The organism is Bradyrhizobium sp. ORS 375 (assembly GCF_000239775.1).
Classification (GTDB): Bacteria; Pseudomonadota; Alphaproteobacteria; order Rhizobiales; family Xanthobacteraceae; genus Bradyrhizobium.
The window spans coordinates 1-17,998 of the sequence record NZ_CAFI01000291.1 but is presented as its reverse complement, the minus strand read 5'-3'; the positions used below and the strand labels follow the sequence as shown (position 1 = coordinate 17,998).

The window sequence follows — 17,998 nt, the reverse complement described above, 5'->3', positions numbered from 1 at the left end:
CCCCCTCCCCCTTGCGGGGAGGGGTGGGGGGTGGGGGTCGCAGGAAAGATTCTCGCTCGTGGCACCCCCACCCCCGACCCCTCCCCGCAAGGGGGAGGGGGACGCAGCAGTGCGCGACGCTGCGATCTCGCGTCCCTCATGCAGATGGAAGCAGCATGATGTCGCGTGTCACCCTGCTCGCGCTGCAATTGCTCGTCGCGATCGTCGCCATTGCCTTGTGGCAACTGCTCTCCACCGTCCCAATTTTCGGCCGCATCTGGCTGCCGCCATTCTTCTTCTCGAACCCGGTCGACGTCTCAGCGCAGGTCGTCAAATGGTTCGCGACCGGTGCGATCTGGAAGCATCTCGCGATCACGCTGTGGGAGTCGATCCTGGCGTTCGCGATCGGCTCGCTCGGCGGCGTGCTGGTCGGCTTCTGGTTCGCGCGCAAGCCGCTGGTCGCCGCGGTGTTCGACCCCTACGTCAAAATGGCCAACGCGTTGCCGCGCGTGGTGCTGGCGCCGATCTTCACGCTGTGGCTGGGCCTGGGGATCTGGTCCAAGGTCGCGCTCGGCGTCACGCTCGTGTTTTTCATCGTGTTCTTCAACGTCTATCAGGGCGTCAAGGAAGTCTCGACGGTTGTGCGCGACAATGCGCGGATGCTGGGCATGAGCGAGCGCCAGCTGATGCGCCACGTCTATTGGCCGTCGGCGTTGTCCTGGATGTTCTCCTCGCTGCACACCTCGGTCGGCTTCGCCGTGGTCGGCGCCGTCGTCGGCGAATATCTCGGCTCCGCCGCCGGCCTCGGCTATCTCATCCAGCAGGCCGAGGGCGTGTTCGACGTCGCCGGCGTGTTCGCCGGCATGTTCGTGCTGTCGGCCTTCGTCATCCTGATCGACATCTGCGTGACGCTGGTGGAACGCCGGCTGCTGGTATGGCGCCCCGATGTGGCAGATGGCCGATGAGGGCCGCGGTGCCGCACCACCCTCCACTGTCGTCCCCGCGAACGCGGGGACCCATACCGCGTGATCTCGCGGCTGGAAATGACTGGTCGTCCCGCCTGCCTCAAACCACTCCCTGGGGTTATGGGTCCCTGCGTTCGCAGGGACGACAGCGGTGGGTGGGGCGGCCTTCTCAAGCCACATCCACACGCCTAATCTGATCGCAACGAACGGAGGAAACCAATGAACAAGATCATCGGCCGGATGACCGGCGCGCTGCTGGCGTTGACGTTGAGCACGGGGCTGGCGAACGCGGCAACGAAGGTGACGATTGCAGTCGGTGGCGGCGCCTGCCTGTGCTATCTGCCGACGGTGCTGGCCAAGCAGCTCGGCGAGTATGAGAAGGCCGGGCTCGACGTCGAGCTGGTCGACCTCAAGGGCGGCTCGGATGCGCTGAAGGCCGTGCTCGGCGGCAGCGCCGATGTCGTCTCCGGCTATTTCGATCATTGCGTCAACCTCGCGGCCAAGAAGCAGGAGATGCAGTCCTTCGTCGTCTACGACCGCTATCCCGGCCTGGTGCTGGTGGTCGCCCCGTCGCACAACAAGGAGATCAACTCGATCAAGGATCTCGCCGGCAAGAAGGTCGGCGTCAGCGCGCCGGGCTCTTCGACCGATTTCTTCCTGAAGTACATGCTGAAGAAGAACGGCCTCGATCCCGCGGGCACCGCGGTGATCGGCGTCGGTCTCGGCGCCACCGCCGTGGCCGCCATGCAGCAGGGCCAGATCGACGCGGCGGTCATGCTCGATCCCTCGGTGACGGTGCTGCAGGGGACCTATCCGGATCTCAAGATCCTCTCGGACACGCGCACCCAGCACGACACGCTGGAGGTGTTCGGCGGCGAATATCCCGGCGGCGCGCTGTATTCGACGGTGGCCTGGATCGCCGGCCACGAGAAGGAGACGCAGGCGCTGACCAACGCGATCGTCGCCACGCTCGGCTGGATCCACTCGCACACGCCGGAGGAGATCATGGCCAAGATGCCGGAGGAGCTGGTCGGCAAGGACAAGGCGCTCTATCTCGCCGCGCTGAAGAACACCATCCCGATGTATTCGCAGACCGGCAAGATGGACCCGAAGGGCGCCGACGCCGTGCTCGCGGTGTTCTCGACCGGCTCGCCCGACGTCGCCAAGGCCAACATCGACGTCAGCAAGACCTTCACCAACAAGTTCGTCGAGCAGGCCAAGGCCGCGAAATAAGCGGATGACCGACGTCGTCATTCACCGCGTCACCACGCTCGACCTCAAGGTCGAGCCGTGGGATTGGCCGTTCGCGCTATTGCGCCGCGACGACATCGCGGCGCATTTTGCCGAGCGGCAGCGCGAGAAGCCCGGCCTGTGGAACGGGCGCATCCTGCTCGGGCGTGATGCGCGCTTCGATCACGGGCAGTTCTCGGCAAGCTACTTCGAGACCGACTTCGCCAGTCTGCTGGCGTGGCGCGACTGGGGCTTTCCGGATCGCTCCGCGTTCAACGGCTTCGGCATGGGCGCGCTGCGCTCCGCCGACGGCGCGTTCGTGCTCGGCGAGATGGGCGCCCACACCGCCAATGCCGGCCGGCTGTATTTTCCGGCCGGGACGCCGGATCTCGAGGACGTCGATGGCGGCACGCTCGATCTCGCCGCGAACGTCGCGCGCGAGGTCGAGGAGGAGACCGGGCTGACGCCGGCGGACTATCGCGCGTCGGCGCATTGGGACTGCGTGGTCACCGGCGCGTCGATCGCGCTGATGCGCGTGCTCGACACAGCCGAGACCGGCGACACCCTGCAGCGCCGCATCGAAGCCAATCTCGCCGCGCAGGACGAGCCGGAACTCGCAGGCGTTCGGCTGGTTCGGTGCAGGGCGGATCTGACCGCGGCGATGCCGCGTTTCGTCACCGCCTTCCTCGAGACCCAGTTCAGCGCCGGAGAGCCGTCCTCATGAGCAAGAAAGCCCGCACGCTTGCGTCCGAGCTCGATCCATTCATCTTGCCATTCCGTGTCGACGGCGGCGGAAAGTTTCGCCTCAAGTCGCACAAGACCAAGGTCAAGGGCGGGCTCGACAAGGAGCAGGGCGAGGCGATCATCGAGGCGAACCGCAAGCGGCTCGCGGACTTCCAGGAGAAGCTCTACGCACAGGACCGCTGGTCGGTGCTGGTGCTGCTGCAGGGCATGGACGCCTCCGGCAAGGACAGCGCCATCAAGAGCATCTTCGAGGGCGTCAACCCGCAGGGCTGCGAGGTCACCTCGTTCAAGCAGCCGACCTCCAAGGAGCTCGACCACGACTTCATGTGGCGCAGCGTGCTGGCGTTGCCGGAACGCGGCCGCATCGGCATCTTCAACCGCTCCTACTACGAGGAGTGCCTGGTCACGCGCGTGCATCCGGAGATCCTCAAGGCGGAGAAGCTGCCGGCAAAGCTCGTCACCAAGAACATCTGGCGCGAGCGCTTCGAGGACATCTCCGCCTTCGAGCGCTACCTGACGCGCAACGGCACCGTGATCCTGAAATTCTTCCTCAACATCTCCAAGGAGGAGCAGCGCGAGCGCTTCCTCGACCGGCTGGAGGAGCCGGCGAAGAACTGGAAGTTCTCGATGGGCGACGTCACCGAGCGCGCCAAGTGGCAGCGCTACCAGGCGGTCTATCAGGACATCGTCCGCCACACCTCGACGCCATCAGCGCCATGGTACGTCGTCCCCGCCGACCACAAATGGTTCGCCCGCGTCGTGATCGGCTCGACCATCGTGGCCGCGCTGGAAGGTCTCGACCTGCAGTTTCCCCGCGTCGACGCGGCCTCGCGCGAGGAGTTCAAGGCCGTGCGCAAGGCGCTGGAGAACGAGGGCAAGGGCGGCAAGAAGGGGTGAGAGGAGGGGGCGGGCAGCGCCAGCCGCATCTCTCGTCATCCGCGGCGCTGTTCAGCTCGTCATGCCCGGGCTTGACCCGGGCATCCATCCCCTCAACGAAAACCATCCAAGAAGCTGGATGCCGGGTCAAGCCCGGCCATGACGAACCGGTGTGCTTGGCGCTGGCATGGCCCCCACACAGAGTCGCCCTGAGAATGACACCGGAGAGAGGGAGCGACATGCGTGAAGCGGAGATGTAGGGAGGCCCGGCCCACTCGTGGGCGCCCATCCCGCCACCTCACCTCACGCCGCGCCGGCGTGACGTGTTTCGTCCAGGTGCAGGAAGCGCCGCGCGAAATCGGCGGCCGGCATCGGCTTGCCGAAATGATAGCCCTGGCCGTGCTCGCAGCCGAGTCGCAGCAGGAATTCGGCGGTGGCCTGGTTCTCGATGCCCTCGGCGATCACTGAAAGGTTGAGCTGCTTGCTCAAGCTCACCGTGGAGCCGACGATCGCCGCGTCGTCGGCCTGGGTCAGCACGTCGCGGACGAAGGAGCGGTCGATCTTGAGGCCGTCGAGCGGAAACTTCTTCAGATAGCTGAGGCTCGCATAGCCGGTGCCGAAATCGTCGAACACCAGGCTGACGCCGAGGGCCTGCAGCCGGTTGAAGGTCTGCAGCACGCCGGGCTCGTCGTGCAGCAGGATGTCCTCGGTGACTTCGAGCTCCAGCAAGTGAGGCGACAGCCCGGTCACGGTGAGCAGCTTGCTGACGAAAGCGGCGAGATCACCCGCCTGGAACTGAGACGGCGAGAGGTTGACGCCGATGCGGATCTCATGGCCGGCGAGCTGCCATTCCCGCGCCTGCCGGCAAGCCGTCGCCATCACCCAAGTCGCAACCGCCTCCGACAAGGGCGAGGTGTTGACCACCGGAATGAAGTCTCCGGGGGGCACCAGGCCGCGCGTCGGATGACGCCAGCGGATCAGCGCCTCGGCGCCGATCACGCGGCCGCTCAAGAGCTCGACCTGCGGCTGGTAGAACAGCTCGAACTCGCGCCGTTCGACGGCGAGCGCCAGCTCCGCCTCGAGCGTCAACCTTCGTTCCAGCTCCTGGCGTATCGCGCTCTCGAAGATGACATGGCTGCCGCGCGCATCGGTCTTGGCACGAGACAGAGCGAGATGAGCGTTGCTGAGCAGCTCGTCCGCGGTCTGGCCAGCGTCGGGATGCACGGCGACGCCGAGGCTGACCTTGACCCGCTGCTCGCGGCTGTCGGCGTCCAGCGGCGTGTCGAACAGCCGCGCGAGATGCTGGGCGAGCTCGGCCACGGTGCCGCCGACCGCGGAGCAGGGGATCGCGACGGCAAACTCGTCGCCGCTGAGACGGGCGACGCGGCCCATGCTGCCGATCTCGCGGCGGAGCCGGTCGGCGGCGGCGCGCAGGACGCTGTCGCCATAGGCCTGCCCGAGCATGTCGTTGATCTGCTGGAAGGCGTCGAGCCCCAACACCAGCAGCACGACCTGATCGGAGCCGGCATCGGCCGTCTCGATCATGGCCGCGAGCTCGCTCTGCAGCGTGTTGCGGTTGATCAGCGCCGTCAGCGTGTCGTGCTCGGCGAGATAACGGATACGCTCCGCCTCGCGCTTGCGCAGAGAGATGTCGCGCAGGATCACACCATATTGCAGGCCATCCGCGCCGTGCCAGGCCGAGAAGCTGGCTTCGACCGGAAACACCTCGCCGTCCTTGCGACGGCCGTCGAATTCGAGAGTGGCGCCGCCGGGCAGCAGGGTGGCCGGCAGTGCGGCCTCCTGCTGCGGAAACAGATCATCCGAGGTGCCGTCCGCCTCGGCGCGCAGCCGCGCGAAGGGCTGACCGATAATCTCGTCGGCGCTGTAGCCGAAGATCGCCACCGCGCCGGGATTCCACACCGTGATCAGCTTGTTCTGATCGGTGCAGACGAGGCCATCGCCGATCGACATCGCGATCCGCTCGAAGCGGCTCTCGGCAACGTTGCGCAGCAGGCCGCGGAAGTCGATCTCGTCGAGCGCGGTCGCAATGAGATAGGCGGCAAGCGCGATCTGCAGCAGCGAGCTGTCGAGCACCAGCGCATAGCGGTCGTGCAGCACCAGCGCGAGCGCCTCGATGCCGATGCCGATGAGCACGATCAGCACGCCGCGCCGGGCCGCGGACAGACGGCGCCAGCTCGCCAGCATCACCGCGATGATCAGCAACAGGGCGCACAGGGTGGCCGCGGCCGACGTCTTGAGCAGGGTGCGGTGCTGGATGATCGATTCGGCCGCCGTCGCCTGCAGCACCACGCCCGGCAGGACGCGGCCATTCGGCACGCTGTAATAGTCGCCCAGTTCGATGGCGGTTGCGCCGATGATCACACGCTTGTCCTTGAGCGCGGCCAGCGCGGCGGCGTTGCCGTTCAGGACGTCGACATACGACACCTTCGGGAATGACGCCGGATCTATGCCGTAGTCGATCAGGAAGGCATCGTCCCGGACGGCGTCGCTGCCGGCAAGGAAGGCCCCGAAGGACTGCACAAACGTCTTGTCATGACCAACCTCGCAATACTCGCCGAAAGTGTAGCGCCGGACGCGGCCGTCGCGCGCCACCTCGATGTTCACGAGGCCGGACCAAGACAGCTTCTCGAATTGCGGCAGCGGCCGGTTGATGTGAATAGCCGGTCCCTGCTGCGTCGCGTTGAGTTGCCTGAACGCGGGCAGAGCGACGGAGCTCTTCGCATTCTGCAACGCCTCCTGGAAGGCGCGGTCGGCAGCCGGCTCGGACGGCGAGCTGAAGTCCACGTCGAAGGCGACGTCGCGAACGCCGGCGCGCTGCAGCTGGTCCAACAGTCGCGCATGGGTGGTGCGAGGCCAGGGCCAGACGCCGAGGGTCTCGATCGAGCGTGGGTCGATGGTGACGACCGCGACCTCGCCGCTGGCGGGACGCTTGTCCAGCCGGAAGCGCAGATCGACGAGCGCGTTGCCGAGCAGCTCGTAGCTGCCGGACAGGCCGACCGTGAGCAGCGCGACCACGACCAGAATATGCGGCATGAACCGCCTGACCATGCCCCCTCCCGAACGTTCGCGGACCGGCGCCTGGTCCCGTGTCCGCGATCCCGGATTCATTCTCATGTCCCCAACTGCACGGAGGTGATCTGCCGTGCCAGTTCCACTCGTCTCATGACCGCGCCCCGTGGCACGGGACGCGTCGCATCAGTTCCTGCCGTGTCCGGAAGCATGATCGCGGCCACCATGATCATCGCCGTTGCCGCTGTTGCCACGGCCGCTATTGCCGCTATTGCCGTTGCCATTATTTCCATTATTGCCATTGTTGCCGGCATTGCCGCTGTTGCCGCCGTTGCCGTTGCCGCCAGCAAGACTGGACGCCGCGATACCGTTCGCATTGGCGCCGCTGGCCGATCCGCTCGGTGAGCCGACGGCGGCGGCGACGGTGGCCGCGACCGAGGAATCTCCCGATGCGTTGCCTCCGGTCGCCGGGTTGCCGGCGGAGTTGCCGCTATTGCCTCTTGCATCGGTCCAGGCGGTGCTCCGTCCCGCTCCGCCGGCCGCGGGGTTCGTGCCATGCGCGAGGCCGCGGGTCGCCTTGTGAATGTTCAGATTGACTTCGCCGATCGAGCTCGAGATCCGCACCACGTTCGGCTTGGCTCCAATGGACGTGGTTGCAGAGCGCTGCGGCGAAGACGTCGGAGCGCTTGCACGCCCCGCGGGGGCGTTGGCGTTGAGGGCGTGGATGACGCTGCCCTTCGACTCGCGCGGCGCATGCAGGCCGTCGCGCGGCACCTGCACGCGATCGATGGTCGGCGCGCGCGGGCGGCCCTGCTCGATCGGGCTGAAGCTGCCGGAGCCGGACAGATTGAGGCCGGAGCGGCCGGTGTTGGAGGTGGTGGCCGCCTGACCGGGCATGACCTGGGCGATCTGCCCGGTCTTGAAGTCGGAGACCTGGACCTGGCCGCGGCTGACCTCGACCTTTGTATTGCGGCCGGTAATGGTGACGCTGAACTGCGTGCCCTTCACGACGGCGGCGAGGAACGGCGTCTCGACTTCGAAATGCTGCACGTTGCGCTTCTCGACGTCGAGCAGGATCGAGCCGGCGCGCTGCAGGATGGTCGTCGCCATGCCGTCCTTGGCGGCGGCGGGCAGGCCGATTTCCGAGTTTGGCGCGATCACCATCGTCTCGGCGCCCCGCGTCAGCCGCACGCGCCCGTTCGGACCGGTGCGGATCGTATCGCCTGGCTTCAGTGCGTCCTCGCGACCGAGCGACACCGGGGTTGCGCCGCTTGTGGAACCCTGGCTTGTGACCCAGACCTCACCGGACGATTTGCTGACAACCCACGGCTCTCCGTCGGCTGCGAAGGCGGCGGGCGCTGCGCCGAGGAGGCACGCGATCAGTCCCGAAATCAGGAAACGCTTGGATGACATGGCACGAGCTCGCATCGTTGGCGACGCTCGAAACTAATCCAAATGTTTCAAGAGACCCTTAGGAGTTGCGGTAGAGTTCGGTGCACGCATTTACCCTTCACTAACCTTAACAAACTAAGAACGAGGAATGCGTGCTGGTTGTGTCGAGGGAACTGAGAAGACGATGGGTCGACGCGCCAGGAGGGCCGCTCGGCCCGCGCTGCGCGCGTGGCTCGGAACCGCCTCCGTCGCATCCGTCTGCCTCTCGATGATCTGGCTCGCGGGGCCCGCCCAGGCGCAGCAGGTCAACCAGCCGAGCTTCGATCCGCGCCAGACCGAGAAGTATTTCGACGAGCAGTCGCGCCTCGGCCAACCGGCCCCGCCGCGGCCGCGCGCGCCGCAATTCGAGACGCAGCGCGGCGGCGGCGATCGTAAGACTTTGTTTACGTTGCGCGGCGTGAGCCTGACGGGCGCCGCGGCGCTGCCGGCCGATGAGCTCGCAACGGTCTATCAACCTTATCTCGGAAAGCCGGTCTCGCAGGCCGATCTCGCCGACATCGCCACCGCGATCGGCGAGAAGTATCGCGCCGCCGGCTTCCATCTCAGCCGGGCGATCGTCCCGGCGCAGGACATCAGCGGCGGCCGGGTGCGGATCCAGGTCATCGAGGGCAGCATCACCGAGGTGAGCCTGAAGGGTGAGGGCGCGGAGGAGTTCGGCATCCGGCCGCTGCTCGGCCCGGTGCTCGCCGAGCAGCCGTCCCGGCTTGCCACGCTCGAGCGGCAGCTGATGCTGGTCAACAGCCGCAGCGGCGTGCGCCTGGTCGATTCCGCGCTGGAGGAGATCGGCGGCAGCACCGGCCGGTTCCGTCTCGTGCTCGAGCTCAAGACCTGGCACGTCTACGGTTTCGCCGGCGTCGACAATCTCGGCTCGTCGACCGTCGGTCCCTGGCAGAGCTACGCCACCGCCGCGTTCAACTCCTATCTGTTGCCGGGCGACACGCTCACCGCCAATCTGTCGACGACGCCCGGCGACCCGCGCCAGCTCGCCTTCGGGCGGCTGTCCTACGACGTGCCGATCGGCACCGACGGCTTTCATGTCGGCGCCTCGGCGCTGTACAGCGAGGTGCGGCCGGGCGATGTCAGGCGGCTGTTCAACGACAACACCGTGACCGAGACGGTCGAGCTGCGCGGCGGCTTCGCGCCGATCCGGTCGCAGCGCGCCTCGCTCAACCTGACGATCGCAGCCGCCTTCAGCGACGTCACCGAGCGCGACGTGTTCGGCCTCTGGTATCGCGACCGCATCCGAACCTTGACCTTCACCGGCGACTATCGCTGGAAGGATGATATCGGCGGCGATAATTATCTGACCCTGGCCTACCGGCAGGGCATCAACGCGTTCGGCGCGACGGTGGCCAATGATCCGCTGGTCTCGCGCGACGGCGCCTCGCCGGGCTTCTCGGTCGTCAATGGCTGGTTCGCGCGCTACCAGACGCTGTCGGACGCGTGGTCGGTGAAGCTCGCCGGCGCCGGCCAGCTCGCCTCGGGGCCGCTGTACAACTCACAGCAGTTTTATCTCGGCGGCCTGTCCTATGGCCGCGGCTATGGCAGCGCCGAGATCAGCGGCGATAACGGCGTCGCCGGCACGGTCGAGCTGCGCTACGAGCAGAAGCCGGACTGGACCTATCTCAAGAGCTATCAGCTCTACAGCTTCTTCGATGCCGGGCTCGCCTGGAACTCGGGCTTCCGGCCGTCCGATGGCGTGGCGCTGACGTCGGTCGGCGGTGGCGTGCGCTTCACCTTCCCGAACGACTGGCGTGCCGATCTCGGCGTCGCCGTTCCGCTCGGCTATCGCGCGCCGGACAACACGACCCGCGGCGCGCGGCTGCTGCTGTCGCTGTCGAGCGTGCTCAAGCTGTGCCCGCAGCGCGGCCAGGGGCCGTGCATCTGAGACTTGCCGGGCGGGCGGTATCCGTCGATCACAGCGTTGTCCAGGCGGCGGGAGCAGATTGGGATTGTCCGCCGGCAAGTATAGAGAGGATCGATCTCTTAAAGCAGGGCAGGCCCCGTGATCGGCATCGGATCCCAGCAACGGACGCCGCCAATTCTGCCGCAGATCTGCGTTTGCCGGCAGCTGAACCAGCGAGAGCGATCACAGTGTAAGCAGCGCGTGCGACCCTCGAACAGCCGGCGATCACTGTTCAGTTTCGGTGATCTTCCTGGCAGCAGCCGGTGCTGTCGCGTTCAACAACTGAGACACGGCTGTGACGAGCTGAGCAGGCGCAAACGGCTTCAGCAGAAGAATGCTTTCCGGGACTCCCTGGGAGGCCCAATGATCGCCCGCGGCTCCCGTCATGTAGATGACGGGGAAGGCCGGATCGATTTCCCTGACTCTGCGCGCCAGCTCCCATCCGTTCATCTCGCCGTGGATGTGAATGTCGGTGACGAGCGCACGGTACTTCACAACGCCGCTGCCGATCAGCGTCAGAGCTTCTTCGGCTGAAGCGGAGATGGTCAAATCATAGCCCGCATCCCTCAAGGCGTCCCTTACGAACTCCTGCAACAGCGCCTCGTCCTCGACGAGGAGAACGATCGGCAACTCGTCCACTCCACCACTCCGACTTCAGGTCACTCGCATGCGGTTGCATACCCGAACGCACATGGTGCTATGCGGTTCCTGCAGGTCGGTATAAAAGTGTACACAAGGGCTCCCAGAGAGAGCGGCGCCCATCGAGCGGCTCGCTCGGTCAGCGGTCCGACCGCTCGACGTCAGGTGCTTGCAGGCTGGTGTCGGGCGCCTGCTCCTTCTTGGCCGTCAAGTCGGCGGCCTTGTCGAGCAGGGCAAGGGCGACGTCCGGGTCGGTTGTTGCCTTTGCGAACTTGAACAGTGTGGCGGCCTGGTCTGCCAAATACTTCTTCCCGACCATGGTGCCCCGTCCCCTAATACCACTCGCTATCAATACGCCGGAACCAGGATTCCGTTCCTGCTGATCAACAGCGACCTCCTGGGACCCGATGCTTTACTCGGCTTGTTCCCGAGACAGGTGGACGAGGCCGCGGCTGGCGCTCGGGTCAATCTGGAAAATCAGATCTAGACCGGCTTGCCCTGGCCATGGAACAGCCGGCCCTTCTCGGTGATCAGCACGAGGACCAACGCGGTTGCGGTGCAGGCGAGGAAGCCGGTCGCGAATGGCAGCGGCGTGCTGTCGAAGGCCTGACCGACCACGGCGCCGGCGGCCATGCCGAGCAGCGTGGTGATCGAGCCATACAACGAGGAGGCGGTGCCGGCGTTGGCGCGCTGCGGCTCCATCGCCAGCGCGGTGAAGTTCGCGAACATCAGCCCGAACGTGAACATCATCGCGGCCGACAGCACCATGAACAGCCACAGCGGCAGCGTGCCGAGCATGGCCGCCGTGAAGCAGGCGAGTGCGACCACGACGCAGGCGACCAGCGCGGTGTGCGAGATCTTGCGCATGCCGAGCCGGCCGACCAGCCGGGCATTGAGGAAGCCGGCGATGGCGATGGTGGCCGAGATCGCCGCAAACGCCAGCGGGAAGTAGTGGCCGAGATGATAGACCCCGGTGAACAGCTGCTGCGACGACAGCACATAGGCCAGCACCGCGCCGAAGATGCCGCTGGCGGCGAGCGCATAGCCGAGCGTCTGGCGGTTGGTCAGCGTGGCGCGGAAGGCGGCGCTGATCGCGGTGACGTTGAACGGCTTGCGTTCGTTCTCCGGCAGCGTCTCCGGCAGGCGGAACACGGTCCACAGCAGCGCAATGACGCCATACACGGTCAGCACCACGAAGATGCCGCGCCATTGCGTCAGCAGCATCACCGCCTGGCCGAACGCCGGCGCGACCACGGGCACGGCGATGAACACCATCATGGCCAGCGACACCACGCTCGCCATGCGGCGGCCGGCGTAGCAGTCGCGCACGATCGAGGTGGCGATCACGCGCGTGGCGGCGGTGCCGAGACCCTCCAGCACGCGCGCCAGCAGCAGCGTCTCGAACGACGGCGCGGCCAACGCGAGCAGGCTGGCGATGACGTAGAGCACCATGCCGCTGAGCAGGACGGGGCGGCGGCCAAAGCTGTCCGACAGCGGACCGATCGCGAACTGGCCGACGCCGAAGCCGATCACGAAGGCCGACAGCACCATCTGCACCCGATTGGCGGTGCCGATGTGGAACGCGGAGCCGATGTCCGGCAGGGCGGGCAGCATCATGTCCATGGCGAGCGGGTTCAGCGCCATGATCGCCGCGATCACGATCACGAACTCAGCGAAGGCCATCGGCTTGTGGCGGACGATCTCGAGGCTGTCGGCACTGGTGTCGGTCAAGTCAGGCTTTCCGTGATGTCGGGGGCGGCGGATGCGAGCACCGATCTCTATCGGACTTGCTGCGATGCACAAGGCGCGTTTCGGAATGGCTGGTCATCAGCCGCTCGCAGCCACGCTGGCGCGATTGTGACCGGGTGTGAGCTGGTGAAAATTGCGCCAGTCCGGGGCCGATGATAACGCGCGTGTGATCATCCAGCGGGCTCGCGGGGCGCATGAAGACCTACAAGATCGTCGTCTATGTCCCCACGGCGGATGCCGAGGCCGTACGCAGCGCCATGGGCGAGGCCGGGGCCGGGCGCATCGGCAACTATGATTACTGCTCGTTTACCGTGACCGGCACCGGCCGCTTCCGCGCGCTGGCCGGCGCCCATCCGACCATCGGCGCCGTCGGCCAGCTGGAGGCGGTCGCGGAGGACCGCATCGAGACCGTCTGCGCCGAGGACCGCCTGAAGCCGGTGCTGACGGCGATCCGCGCCGCGCACCCCTACGAGGAGCCCGCGATCGACGTCTATCCGATCGAGGTGGTGGATTAGCATGGCGATGCTTCGCCTCATCGGCGCGACGCTGGTCGCGGCCTTCATGGCCCTGTCGTCTCAGGCGCTCGCCCAGGACTCCGCGCCGGCCGAGCAGATCTCCGCATTCCGCCTCAAGCACGGTGAGGGCCGAGTCACCCGCGACGCCACGCTCGACCGCATCGCGATGGAGCAGGCGCGGGCGATGGCCGAGAAGGACGATCTCAGCCACGAGGTGCTTGGGCCCTTCACGCGCCGCGTCGCGCCCTCCAAGGCCGGCCGCGCCGCCGAGAACATCGCCTATGGCTACGACAATTTCGACAAGACGCTCGGCCAGTGGATCAACTCCTCAGGCCACCGCAAGAACCTGCTGCTGCCGAAGGCCACCAAGGTCGGCATCGCCAGCGCCCGGACGGCCAGCGGCAAGCGCACCTATTGGGCGATGGTGATCGCCGGCGACTACGACACCGACAAGCCCAAGGCGGCGCCGAAGAGCAAGGGCAAGCCGGCCGTGGCGCAGGCCAAGAGTGAGAGCAAAACCGAAGCGAAGCCGCAGACGACGCGCTGGGGCGCCAAGCCGCCCGCCGGCAAGGACTGCCATCTCAACATCAAGCTGATTGGCCTGTGCATCTGAACGCTGCGCCTCAGCGCTGCTTCTTCAGGTGCAGATAGCCCGGATCGAACTCGCCGATCGCGCACAGCCGCGGCCAGTTGTGCACCGTCAACGTGCCGCTGCGGAAATCGACCGCCCGGCTGGCGCGCAGTTCCACAAGCGTGCGGTTGACGGTCGCGATCGCCATGCCCAGCGCCTCGCCGAGTTGCACCAGGTTGACCGGCAGCAGCAGCTGGTCGCCGTCGGCGTGGCCGAGCGCACGGGCGCGGTAGAACAGCTCGCAGAACAGATGCGCCATCCGCGCCGGCTTCGCCCGCGCGCTGTTGTTGGTGATCGCCTCGCGAAAGATCGATGCGTCGATCAGCGTCTCGCGCCAGATCGCAAAGCCGAGCATGGGGCGGCGGCTGATCGCCCGCGTCAGCTCCTTGTGCGCGACGCCCGCCACCAGCGCCGGGCCGAGCGCGCACACCGCGTGATCCATCCGGTCGAGGAACAGCGCCTGCGCATCCGGCCAGTCGCCGCCCATGTGGAACGAGAGATACTGGCGGCCGCCTCCTGGCAGCAGATGATAGCGCGCGACCCATCCGGACATCACGACGACGGACTTGTCCGGCTCGTCGCCCTGGCGAATCAGGTCCTCCTGGTCGGCCAGCTCGCGCGGCGCGAAGGTGAAGCTTCTGATCTCGGCGACGTCGTCGTCCGAGAGCCGGGAATGTTCCTTGAGCTTGTTGATGACGATCTTGTCGGCATCCATCGGGACATCGCGTTGGTCGATCACGGCCATATCAAATGAGACGATGCGGTTGACCGTTCCGACTAAAGTCGGGGGCGTTATAAGAGGATGCGGAGCAGAGTTGCCGGTCGCCGCATCGGGAGAACAGCCGTGCCCCACATCGCGTTCCTCTACCGGCTCCGCCGATGGCTCGGCGGCTCGGGCTCGCATATCGAGACCATCGCGGCGGCGCTCTCCGACGGCCGGCTGGCGCAGCCCGCGCACCCGATGTCCGATCAGGAACTGTCGCAGGCGATCCGCGAGTTCCAGGCGCTGCCGCCGACGGACGCAAGCCTGAAGCGGCTCGCTCAGCGGCTCACCAGCGCCGACAAGAAGGCGAACTAGTTCCGAGACGGCGTCTCAGGCTGCAGCAGGAACAGCACCAGCCGCACCAGCTCGTCCTCCAGCTCCGCCGTCGCGACCAGGCGATGCTCGCACATCACGGCCGCGCGGATCGGGCCGAGCGCTGCGCGAACCAGGATGTAGCGCCGCGCCGGCGGCATCGCCGCGGCCTCGATGCCGACCGCGTCGATCAGGCGCTCGGTCATGCGGTCGACCATGTCGTGCAGCGCGCGCTGCAGCTCGACGTCGTTGCCGAACAGCACCAGGAGATGCCGGCGCACGCGGTGCCGGCCGGCGAACGGCGCGAAGCCCTGGCGCACCACCGCGCGCACCATGGCCTCGCGAGGCAGGGCGCGATGCGCCGCCAGCGTCTCGGCGAACTCTGCCTCCTGGCGCGCGAACTCGCGCAGCGCCAGCGCGCGCAACAGCGAGGTCTTGTCCTTGAAGTAGCTGTAGAGCGTGCCGATCGAGAAGCCGGCGCGTTCGGCGATGGCATTGGTGTTGAGACCCTTGGCCCCGCCGCTCTGCAGAAGTTGAGCCGTCGCCTCGAACAGCACGTCCAGGGTCTGCCTCGTGCGCTTCTGCACCGGCGTTTTGCGAAGAGTTTCAGTCGCTTCCTGCATTGGTCGGATCTCGGCTCGCGCTGTTCGGAAATCGAGTAGGCGTTCCCCGGTGCCCGGGGTAGATCAAGGGCGGCAAGCAGGCGGCCTTCGATGAGGTCGACGCGTTCGAGGCGAAGCCTGCTTGCGCCTCGCTGAACCTGATTTGAACAAGGGACCGATTGCCATGCTGCGCCTCGTATTTCCGTTCGTGACCCTCATCGCCGTTGCCCAGTGCTTCGCATCGCCGAGCGCCTGGGCCGGCAACCGCACCGCGGCCGACAGTTGCGCCGCCAAGCTGTCGCCGGTGGCGAAGCAGATCTACGACGTGACCGCGCCGGCGATCGGCCCGGACAGCGTGGTCAAGGACGTCATCGTCGAGCGGGTCAAGCCGCTGGTGGTGGCCGGCAAGTTCGATCGCGACACCGCCCGCGCCAACGCCACCCCGGCCGGCGAATGCCTGGTGCTGTTGAAGTAGGTCGCGCGGCGCCGCGTCCGGTTGCGGCCTGCGGCCTGACATAAGGTCGCAGCCGCACCGGCGCGGCGCACGGTGTTTCCCCCGGGGGAACCCGGCTTGGCAACGCCGCCCGATTCGCGCATCAATGGGTGATGATCGATCTCCTCGCCCGACACTGGGTTGCCGGCGCCGTCTTCATGGCCGCAGCGCTGCTGGCGCTGGTGCCGCTGCTGGCGGCGGATTGGCCGCTGGCGCTGCTGCTGATCTTCCTGCACTCGCCGGGCTACATGATCCACCAGGTCGAGGAGCACACCGGCGACCGCTTCCGCAGCTTCGTCAACCGCGTGATGTTCGGCGGCCGCGAGGCGCTGACGACCGGCGACGTGCTCTGGGTGAATTGCGGCGCGGTCTGGGGCATTGATCTGATCGCGCTCTATGTCGCCTGGATCGCCGGACCCGCCTGGGCGCTGGTCGCGCCCTATCTGATGCTGGTGAACTCGGTCGGCCACATCGGCCCGGCGCTGCGCTTCCGCGGCTACAATCCGGGCCTCGTGACGGGCATCGTGCTGTTCATTCCGCTCGGACTGATCACCGTTCTCACCATCCCCGCGACGGCCGCGCAGCATGCGCTCGGCTTCGGCCTGTCGCTGCTGCTGCACGTCATCATCGCCGCCAATGCCATCCACCGCGCCCGGGGCGCCGCTCTGGCCAAGGCGTAGCCGCTGGCGCACCTTACGGCGGCACGTCACGACGCGATCAGCCGCGGCCCTTGTTGTCGTTGTGATCCTGATACTGCTCTGTCTCCACCCAGCGGCCGTCCTGACCGCGCTCGCGTGAGCTCTCGGTCTTGTCGCGGTTCGACAGCACCATGTTGTCGCCGACGAGGTCCTCCTGCAGGTCGGTCATCGCGCCGGAGCCATCGCCCTTGGCCTTGATGCGCGGCGCGGGCGCGCCGTCGGCGTTGCTCGGCTTGGCATCGAGAACACGCGAGCGGTCCTGATCGCGTTCGATCTCGCGGGCGAGCTGAGCGGAATCCGGATTGTCCGGCTTGCGCTCGAGCATGCGCAGCTGCTGCTCATGCGTCTTGCGGCCCTGCAGTTCCTTGTGCCGTGGCGGCTGGTCGCGATCGTGTTGCGGCGGCCCGCGGCGGCGATCCATCACTTCGGCCTTGTCGATGCCGCCCTGCGCATTGGTGTCGTTCTCGACATCGCCTTGAAACGTGTTGGCGCCCTCCAGCTGCTCGAGATCGTCGAGGCTCGCCTGCGCCATGGTGACGCCCTTGGAGCCGCCGATCAGCGGATTGCGCACGAGGTCGACATTGCTTGGGCGCGGCATCTTCGGATGCTTGTTGCTCATCGCTTGGCTCCTCCGCTCAGCGGTCCTGCTGATAACCCTGGTTGGTGGTGTTCTGCTTGATGTTGCCGGTGCGGCCCTGCTGATCAGGATTGCCGGTCACGCCAGCTGACGGCTTCGACGCCTCATGCGCGTTGATCGACTTGGCATCGCCGGTACCCATCGGGCTCTGATTTTCCGGGGGAACGGGGGGCAGCCTGGTCATCGCCGTCTCCTTGTTGTTGCGGGAGCTGGACCAACGTGCCGGAACGACCGAGGTTCTCATCAGGTCGCGTGATCGCTGGTTCGTGAGGACCGCAAAGAACGAGGTTCCTCGACGGCCTCGGTGAGAAACGAGGTCCGTCCAGTTCCGCAGCCTGCACCTCTGCAAATTCGCAAAGAAGTCTAGTTGGCTGCCGTGAGCTCCAGCTCGGCCGGCTTGCTGGGGCCGATCAGCGGAATCTCGATCGCGATGCGCGTGCCCTGTTGCACTTCGCTATCCAGCTCGATGCGGCCGCCGAGCGTGGACGCGACGACGTTGAAGGCAATGTGCAGGCCGAGGCCGGCATTGCCCTTCTCGCGGCGCGTGGTGAAGAACGGATCGAACACCCTCCCGCGCACATGATCGGGCATGCCGACGCCCTCGTCGCTGCACAGGATGCAGACGGAGCGGTCCAGGTGCTGCGCGACCTCGATGGAAAACACGCCGCTGATGTCGCCGGGATAGGCATGGGTCGCCGCGTTGAAGGCGAGGATGCTGATGACCTGGCCGAGCGCGCCGGGATAGCTGGTGAGCATGACGCCCTCGGGACAGGAGAG

The 17,998-nt window shown here is 66.7% G+C and carries 20 protein-coding genes; 10 read left to right on the top strand and 10 right to left on the bottom strand.

What is annotated here, in order from left to right; genetic code table 11:
* Window positions 1-158: 158 nt before the first annotated feature.
* The 4 genes from BRAO375_RS20935 to BRAO375_RS20920 all read left to right on the top strand — a co-directional run bounded on the left by BRAO375_RS20935 (window position 159) and on the right by BRAO375_RS20920 (window position 3,815).
* The gene (locus BRAO375_RS20935; protein WP_009029439.1) at window positions 159-944 is read left to right on the top strand and encodes an ABC transporter permease; all 786 of its coding nucleotides are present in this window, start codon (window positions 159-161) and stop codon (window positions 942-944) included.
* A 219-nt stretch (window positions 945-1,163) separates the two neighbouring features.
* The gene (locus tag BRAO375_RS20930) at window positions 1,164-2,177 is read left to right on the top strand and encodes an ABC transporter substrate-binding protein (protein ID WP_009029438.1); all 1,014 of its coding nucleotides are present in this window, start codon (window positions 1,164-1,166) and stop codon (window positions 2,175-2,177) included.
* A 4-nt stretch (window positions 2,178-2,181) separates the two neighbouring features.
* The gene (locus BRAO375_RS20925) at window positions 2,182-2,898 is read left to right on the top strand and encodes an NUDIX domain-containing protein (protein ID WP_009029437.1); all 717 of its coding nucleotides are present in this window, start codon (window positions 2,182-2,184) and stop codon (window positions 2,896-2,898) included.
* Window positions 2,895-3,815: a polyphosphate kinase 2 family protein gene (locus BRAO375_RS20920; RefSeq protein WP_009029436.1), complete on the top strand. Its 921-nt coding sequence runs from the start codon at window positions 2,895-2,897 to the stop codon at window positions 3,813-3,815. Before BRAO375_RS20925 ends, BRAO375_RS20920 begins: the two co-directional genes overlap by 4 nt.
* Before the next feature lie 282 nt (window positions 3,816-4,097).
* Here BRAO375_RS20920 and BRAO375_RS20915 read toward each other — a convergent pair whose 3' ends face one another.
* Together BRAO375_RS20915 and BRAO375_RS20910 are read right to left on the bottom strand one after the other, a co-directional pair.
* The gene (locus BRAO375_RS20915; protein ID WP_009029435.1) at window positions 4,098-6,863 is read right to left on the bottom strand and encodes an EAL domain-containing protein; all 2,766 of its coding nucleotides are present in this window, start codon (window positions 6,861-6,863) and stop codon (window positions 4,098-4,100) included.
* Between the two features lie 147 nt (window positions 6,864-7,010).
* Window positions 7,011-8,237 (bottom strand): FecR domain-containing protein, encoded by a 1,227-nt coding sequence (locus BRAO375_RS20910; protein ID WP_009029434.1) that lies wholly within the window; start codon window positions 8,235-8,237, stop codon window positions 7,011-7,013.
* 163 nt (window positions 8,238-8,400) lie between these two features.
* Between BRAO375_RS20910 and BRAO375_RS20905 the strand changes: the two genes are divergently transcribed.
* A complete protein-coding gene (locus BRAO375_RS20905) occupies window positions 8,401-10,164 on the top strand; it encodes a ShlB/FhaC/HecB family hemolysin secretion/activation protein (protein WP_009029433.1) in 1,764 nt (587 codons plus the stop codon).
* A gap of 243 nt (window positions 10,165-10,407) precedes the next feature.
* Here BRAO375_RS20905 and BRAO375_RS20900 read toward each other — a convergent pair whose 3' ends face one another.
* The 3 genes from BRAO375_RS20900 to BRAO375_RS20890 form a co-directional block, all read right to left on the bottom strand.
* Entirely contained in the window at window positions 10,408-10,812 is a 405-nt protein-coding gene (locus BRAO375_RS20900) for a response regulator (protein ID WP_009029432.1), read from the bottom strand.
* Window positions 10,813-10,960: 148 nt separating this feature from the next.
* Window positions 10,961-11,140 carry a hypothetical protein gene (locus tag BRAO375_RS20895; protein ID WP_009029431.1) on the bottom strand — a complete coding sequence of 60 codons (180 nt, stop codon included), beginning with the start codon at window positions 11,138-11,140 and terminating at the stop codon, window positions 10,961-10,963.
* A 164-nt stretch (window positions 11,141-11,304) separates the two neighbouring features.
* Entirely contained in the window at window positions 11,305-12,552 is a 1,248-nt protein-coding gene (locus BRAO375_RS20890) for a multidrug effflux MFS transporter (RefSeq protein WP_009029430.1), read from the bottom strand.
* A gap of 212 nt (window positions 12,553-12,764) precedes the next feature.
* Here BRAO375_RS20890 and BRAO375_RS20885 point away from each other — a divergent pair, with 212 nt between their 5' ends.
* Window positions 12,765-13,085 (top strand): YqfO family protein, encoded by a 321-nt coding sequence (locus tag BRAO375_RS20885; RefSeq protein ID WP_009029429.1) that lies wholly within the window; start codon window positions 12,765-12,767, stop codon window positions 13,083-13,085.
* A 1-nt stretch (window position 13,086) separates the two neighbouring features.
* Window positions 13,087-13,698, top strand: a complete 612-nt coding sequence (locus BRAO375_RS20880; protein ID WP_009029428.1) for a CAP domain-containing protein — start codon at window positions 13,087-13,089, stop codon at window positions 13,696-13,698.
* Window positions 13,699-13,708: 10 nt separating this feature from the next.
* On the opposite strand, the gene BRAO375_RS20875 is transcribed toward BRAO375_RS20880, so the two are convergent.
* Window positions 13,709-14,431: a Crp/Fnr family transcriptional regulator gene (locus BRAO375_RS20875; protein ID WP_009029427.1), complete on the bottom strand. Its 723-nt coding sequence runs from the start codon at window positions 14,429-14,431 to the stop codon at window positions 13,709-13,711.
* A gap of 129 nt (window positions 14,432-14,560) precedes the next feature.
* Between BRAO375_RS20875 and BRAO375_RS20870 the strand changes: the two genes are divergently transcribed.
* Window positions 14,561-14,794, top strand: coding sequence for a hypothetical protein (locus BRAO375_RS20870; protein WP_009029426.1), 234 nt, complete (start codon window positions 14,561-14,563; stop codon window positions 14,792-14,794).
* Here BRAO375_RS20870 and BRAO375_RS20865 read toward each other — a convergent pair.
* The gene (locus tag BRAO375_RS20865) at window positions 14,791-15,414 is read right to left on the bottom strand and encodes a TetR/AcrR family transcriptional regulator (protein ID WP_009029425.1); all 624 of its coding nucleotides are present in this window, start codon (window positions 15,412-15,414) and stop codon (window positions 14,791-14,793) included. The two genes, BRAO375_RS20870 and BRAO375_RS20865, sit on opposite strands and share 4 nt — an antisense overlap.
* A gap of 163 nt (window positions 15,415-15,577) precedes the next feature.
* Here BRAO375_RS20865 and BRAO375_RS20860 point away from each other — a divergent pair, with 163 nt between their 5' ends.
* Window positions 15,578-15,868 carry a hypothetical protein gene (locus BRAO375_RS20860; protein ID WP_009029424.1) on the top strand — a complete coding sequence of 97 codons (291 nt, stop codon included), beginning with the start codon at window positions 15,578-15,580 and terminating at the stop codon, window positions 15,866-15,868.
* A 131-nt stretch (window positions 15,869-15,999) separates the two neighbouring features.
* Complete coding sequence (locus BRAO375_RS20855) at window positions 16,000-16,566, top strand: HXXEE domain-containing protein (RefSeq protein ID WP_009029423.1); 567 nt, start codon at window positions 16,000-16,002, stop codon at window positions 16,564-16,566.
* Between the two features lie 37 nt (window positions 16,567-16,603).
* Here BRAO375_RS20855 and BRAO375_RS20850 read toward each other — a convergent pair whose 3' ends face one another.
* From BRAO375_RS20850 to BRAO375_RS20840, 3 genes are all read right to left on the bottom strand, one after another.
* Window positions 16,604-17,203 carry a hypothetical protein gene (locus tag BRAO375_RS20850; RefSeq protein WP_009029422.1) on the bottom strand — a complete coding sequence of 200 codons (600 nt, stop codon included), beginning with the start codon at window positions 17,201-17,203 and terminating at the stop codon, window positions 16,604-16,606.
* A 16-nt stretch (window positions 17,204-17,219) separates the two neighbouring features.
* A complete protein-coding gene (locus BRAO375_RS20845; protein WP_009029421.1) occupies window positions 17,220-17,405 on the bottom strand; it encodes a hypothetical protein in 186 nt (61 codons plus the stop codon).
* A 179-nt stretch (window positions 17,406-17,584) separates the two neighbouring features.
* A partial coding sequence (locus tag BRAO375_RS20840) for a sensor histidine kinase (RefSeq protein WP_035641531.1) occupies window positions 17,585-17,998 on the bottom strand: 414 nt, incomplete at its 5' end.

What these genes read in the sequence shown, in the direction of transcription:
- BRAO375_RS20935 (WP_009029439.1), top strand. Translation starts at nt 159, where the DNA reads ATGTCGCGTGTCACCCTGCTCGCGCTGCAATTGCTCGTCGCGATCGTC.
- BRAO375_RS20930 (WP_009029438.1), top strand. Translation starts at nt 1,164, where the DNA reads ATGAACAAGATCATCGGCCGGATGACCGGCGCGCTGCTGGCGTTGACG.
- BRAO375_RS20925 (WP_009029437.1), top strand. Translation starts at nt 2,182, where the DNA reads ATGACCGACGTCGTCATTCACCGCGTCACCACGCTCGACCTCAAGGTC.
- BRAO375_RS20920 (WP_009029436.1), top strand. Translation starts at nt 2,895, where the DNA reads ATGAGCAAGAAAGCCCGCACGCTTGCGTCCGAGCTCGATCCATTCATC.
- BRAO375_RS20915 (WP_009029435.1), bottom strand. Translation starts at nt 6,863, where the DNA reads ATGGTCAGGCGGTTCATGCCGCATATTCTGGTCGTGGTCGCGCTGCTC.
- BRAO375_RS20910 (WP_009029434.1), bottom strand. Translation starts at nt 8,237, where the DNA reads ATGTCATCCAAGCGTTTCCTGATTTCGGGACTGATCGCGTGCCTCCTC.
- BRAO375_RS20905 (WP_009029433.1), top strand. Translation starts at nt 8,401, where the DNA reads ATGGGTCGACGCGCCAGGAGGGCCGCTCGGCCCGCGCTGCGCGCGTGG.
- BRAO375_RS20895 (WP_009029431.1), bottom strand. Translation starts at nt 11,140, where the DNA reads ATGGTCGGGAAGAAGTATTTGGCAGACCAGGCCGCCACACTGTTCAAG.
- BRAO375_RS20885 (WP_009029429.1), top strand. Translation starts at nt 12,765, where the DNA reads ATGAAGACCTACAAGATCGTCGTCTATGTCCCCACGGCGGATGCCGAG.
- BRAO375_RS20880 (WP_009029428.1), top strand. Translation starts at nt 13,087, where the DNA reads ATGGCGATGCTTCGCCTCATCGGCGCGACGCTGGTCGCGGCCTTCATG.
- BRAO375_RS20875 (WP_009029427.1), bottom strand. Translation starts at nt 14,431, where the DNA reads ATGGATGCCGACAAGATCGTCATCAACAAGCTCAAGGAACATTCCCGG.
- BRAO375_RS20865 (WP_009029425.1), bottom strand. Translation starts at nt 15,414, where the DNA reads ATGCAGGAAGCGACTGAAACTCTTCGCAAAACGCCGGTGCAGAAGCGC.
- BRAO375_RS20860 (WP_009029424.1), top strand. Translation starts at nt 15,578, where the DNA reads ATGCTGCGCCTCGTATTTCCGTTCGTGACCCTCATCGCCGTTGCCCAG.
- BRAO375_RS20855 (WP_009029423.1), top strand. Translation starts at nt 16,000, where the DNA reads ATGATCGATCTCCTCGCCCGACACTGGGTTGCCGGCGCCGTCTTCATG.
- BRAO375_RS20850 (WP_009029422.1), bottom strand. Translation starts at nt 17,203, where the DNA reads ATGAGCAACAAGCATCCGAAGATGCCGCGCCCAAGCAATGTCGACCTC.
- BRAO375_RS20845 (WP_009029421.1), bottom strand. Translation starts at nt 17,405, where the DNA reads ATGACCAGGCTGCCCCCCGTTCCCCCGGAAAATCAGAGCCCGATGGGT.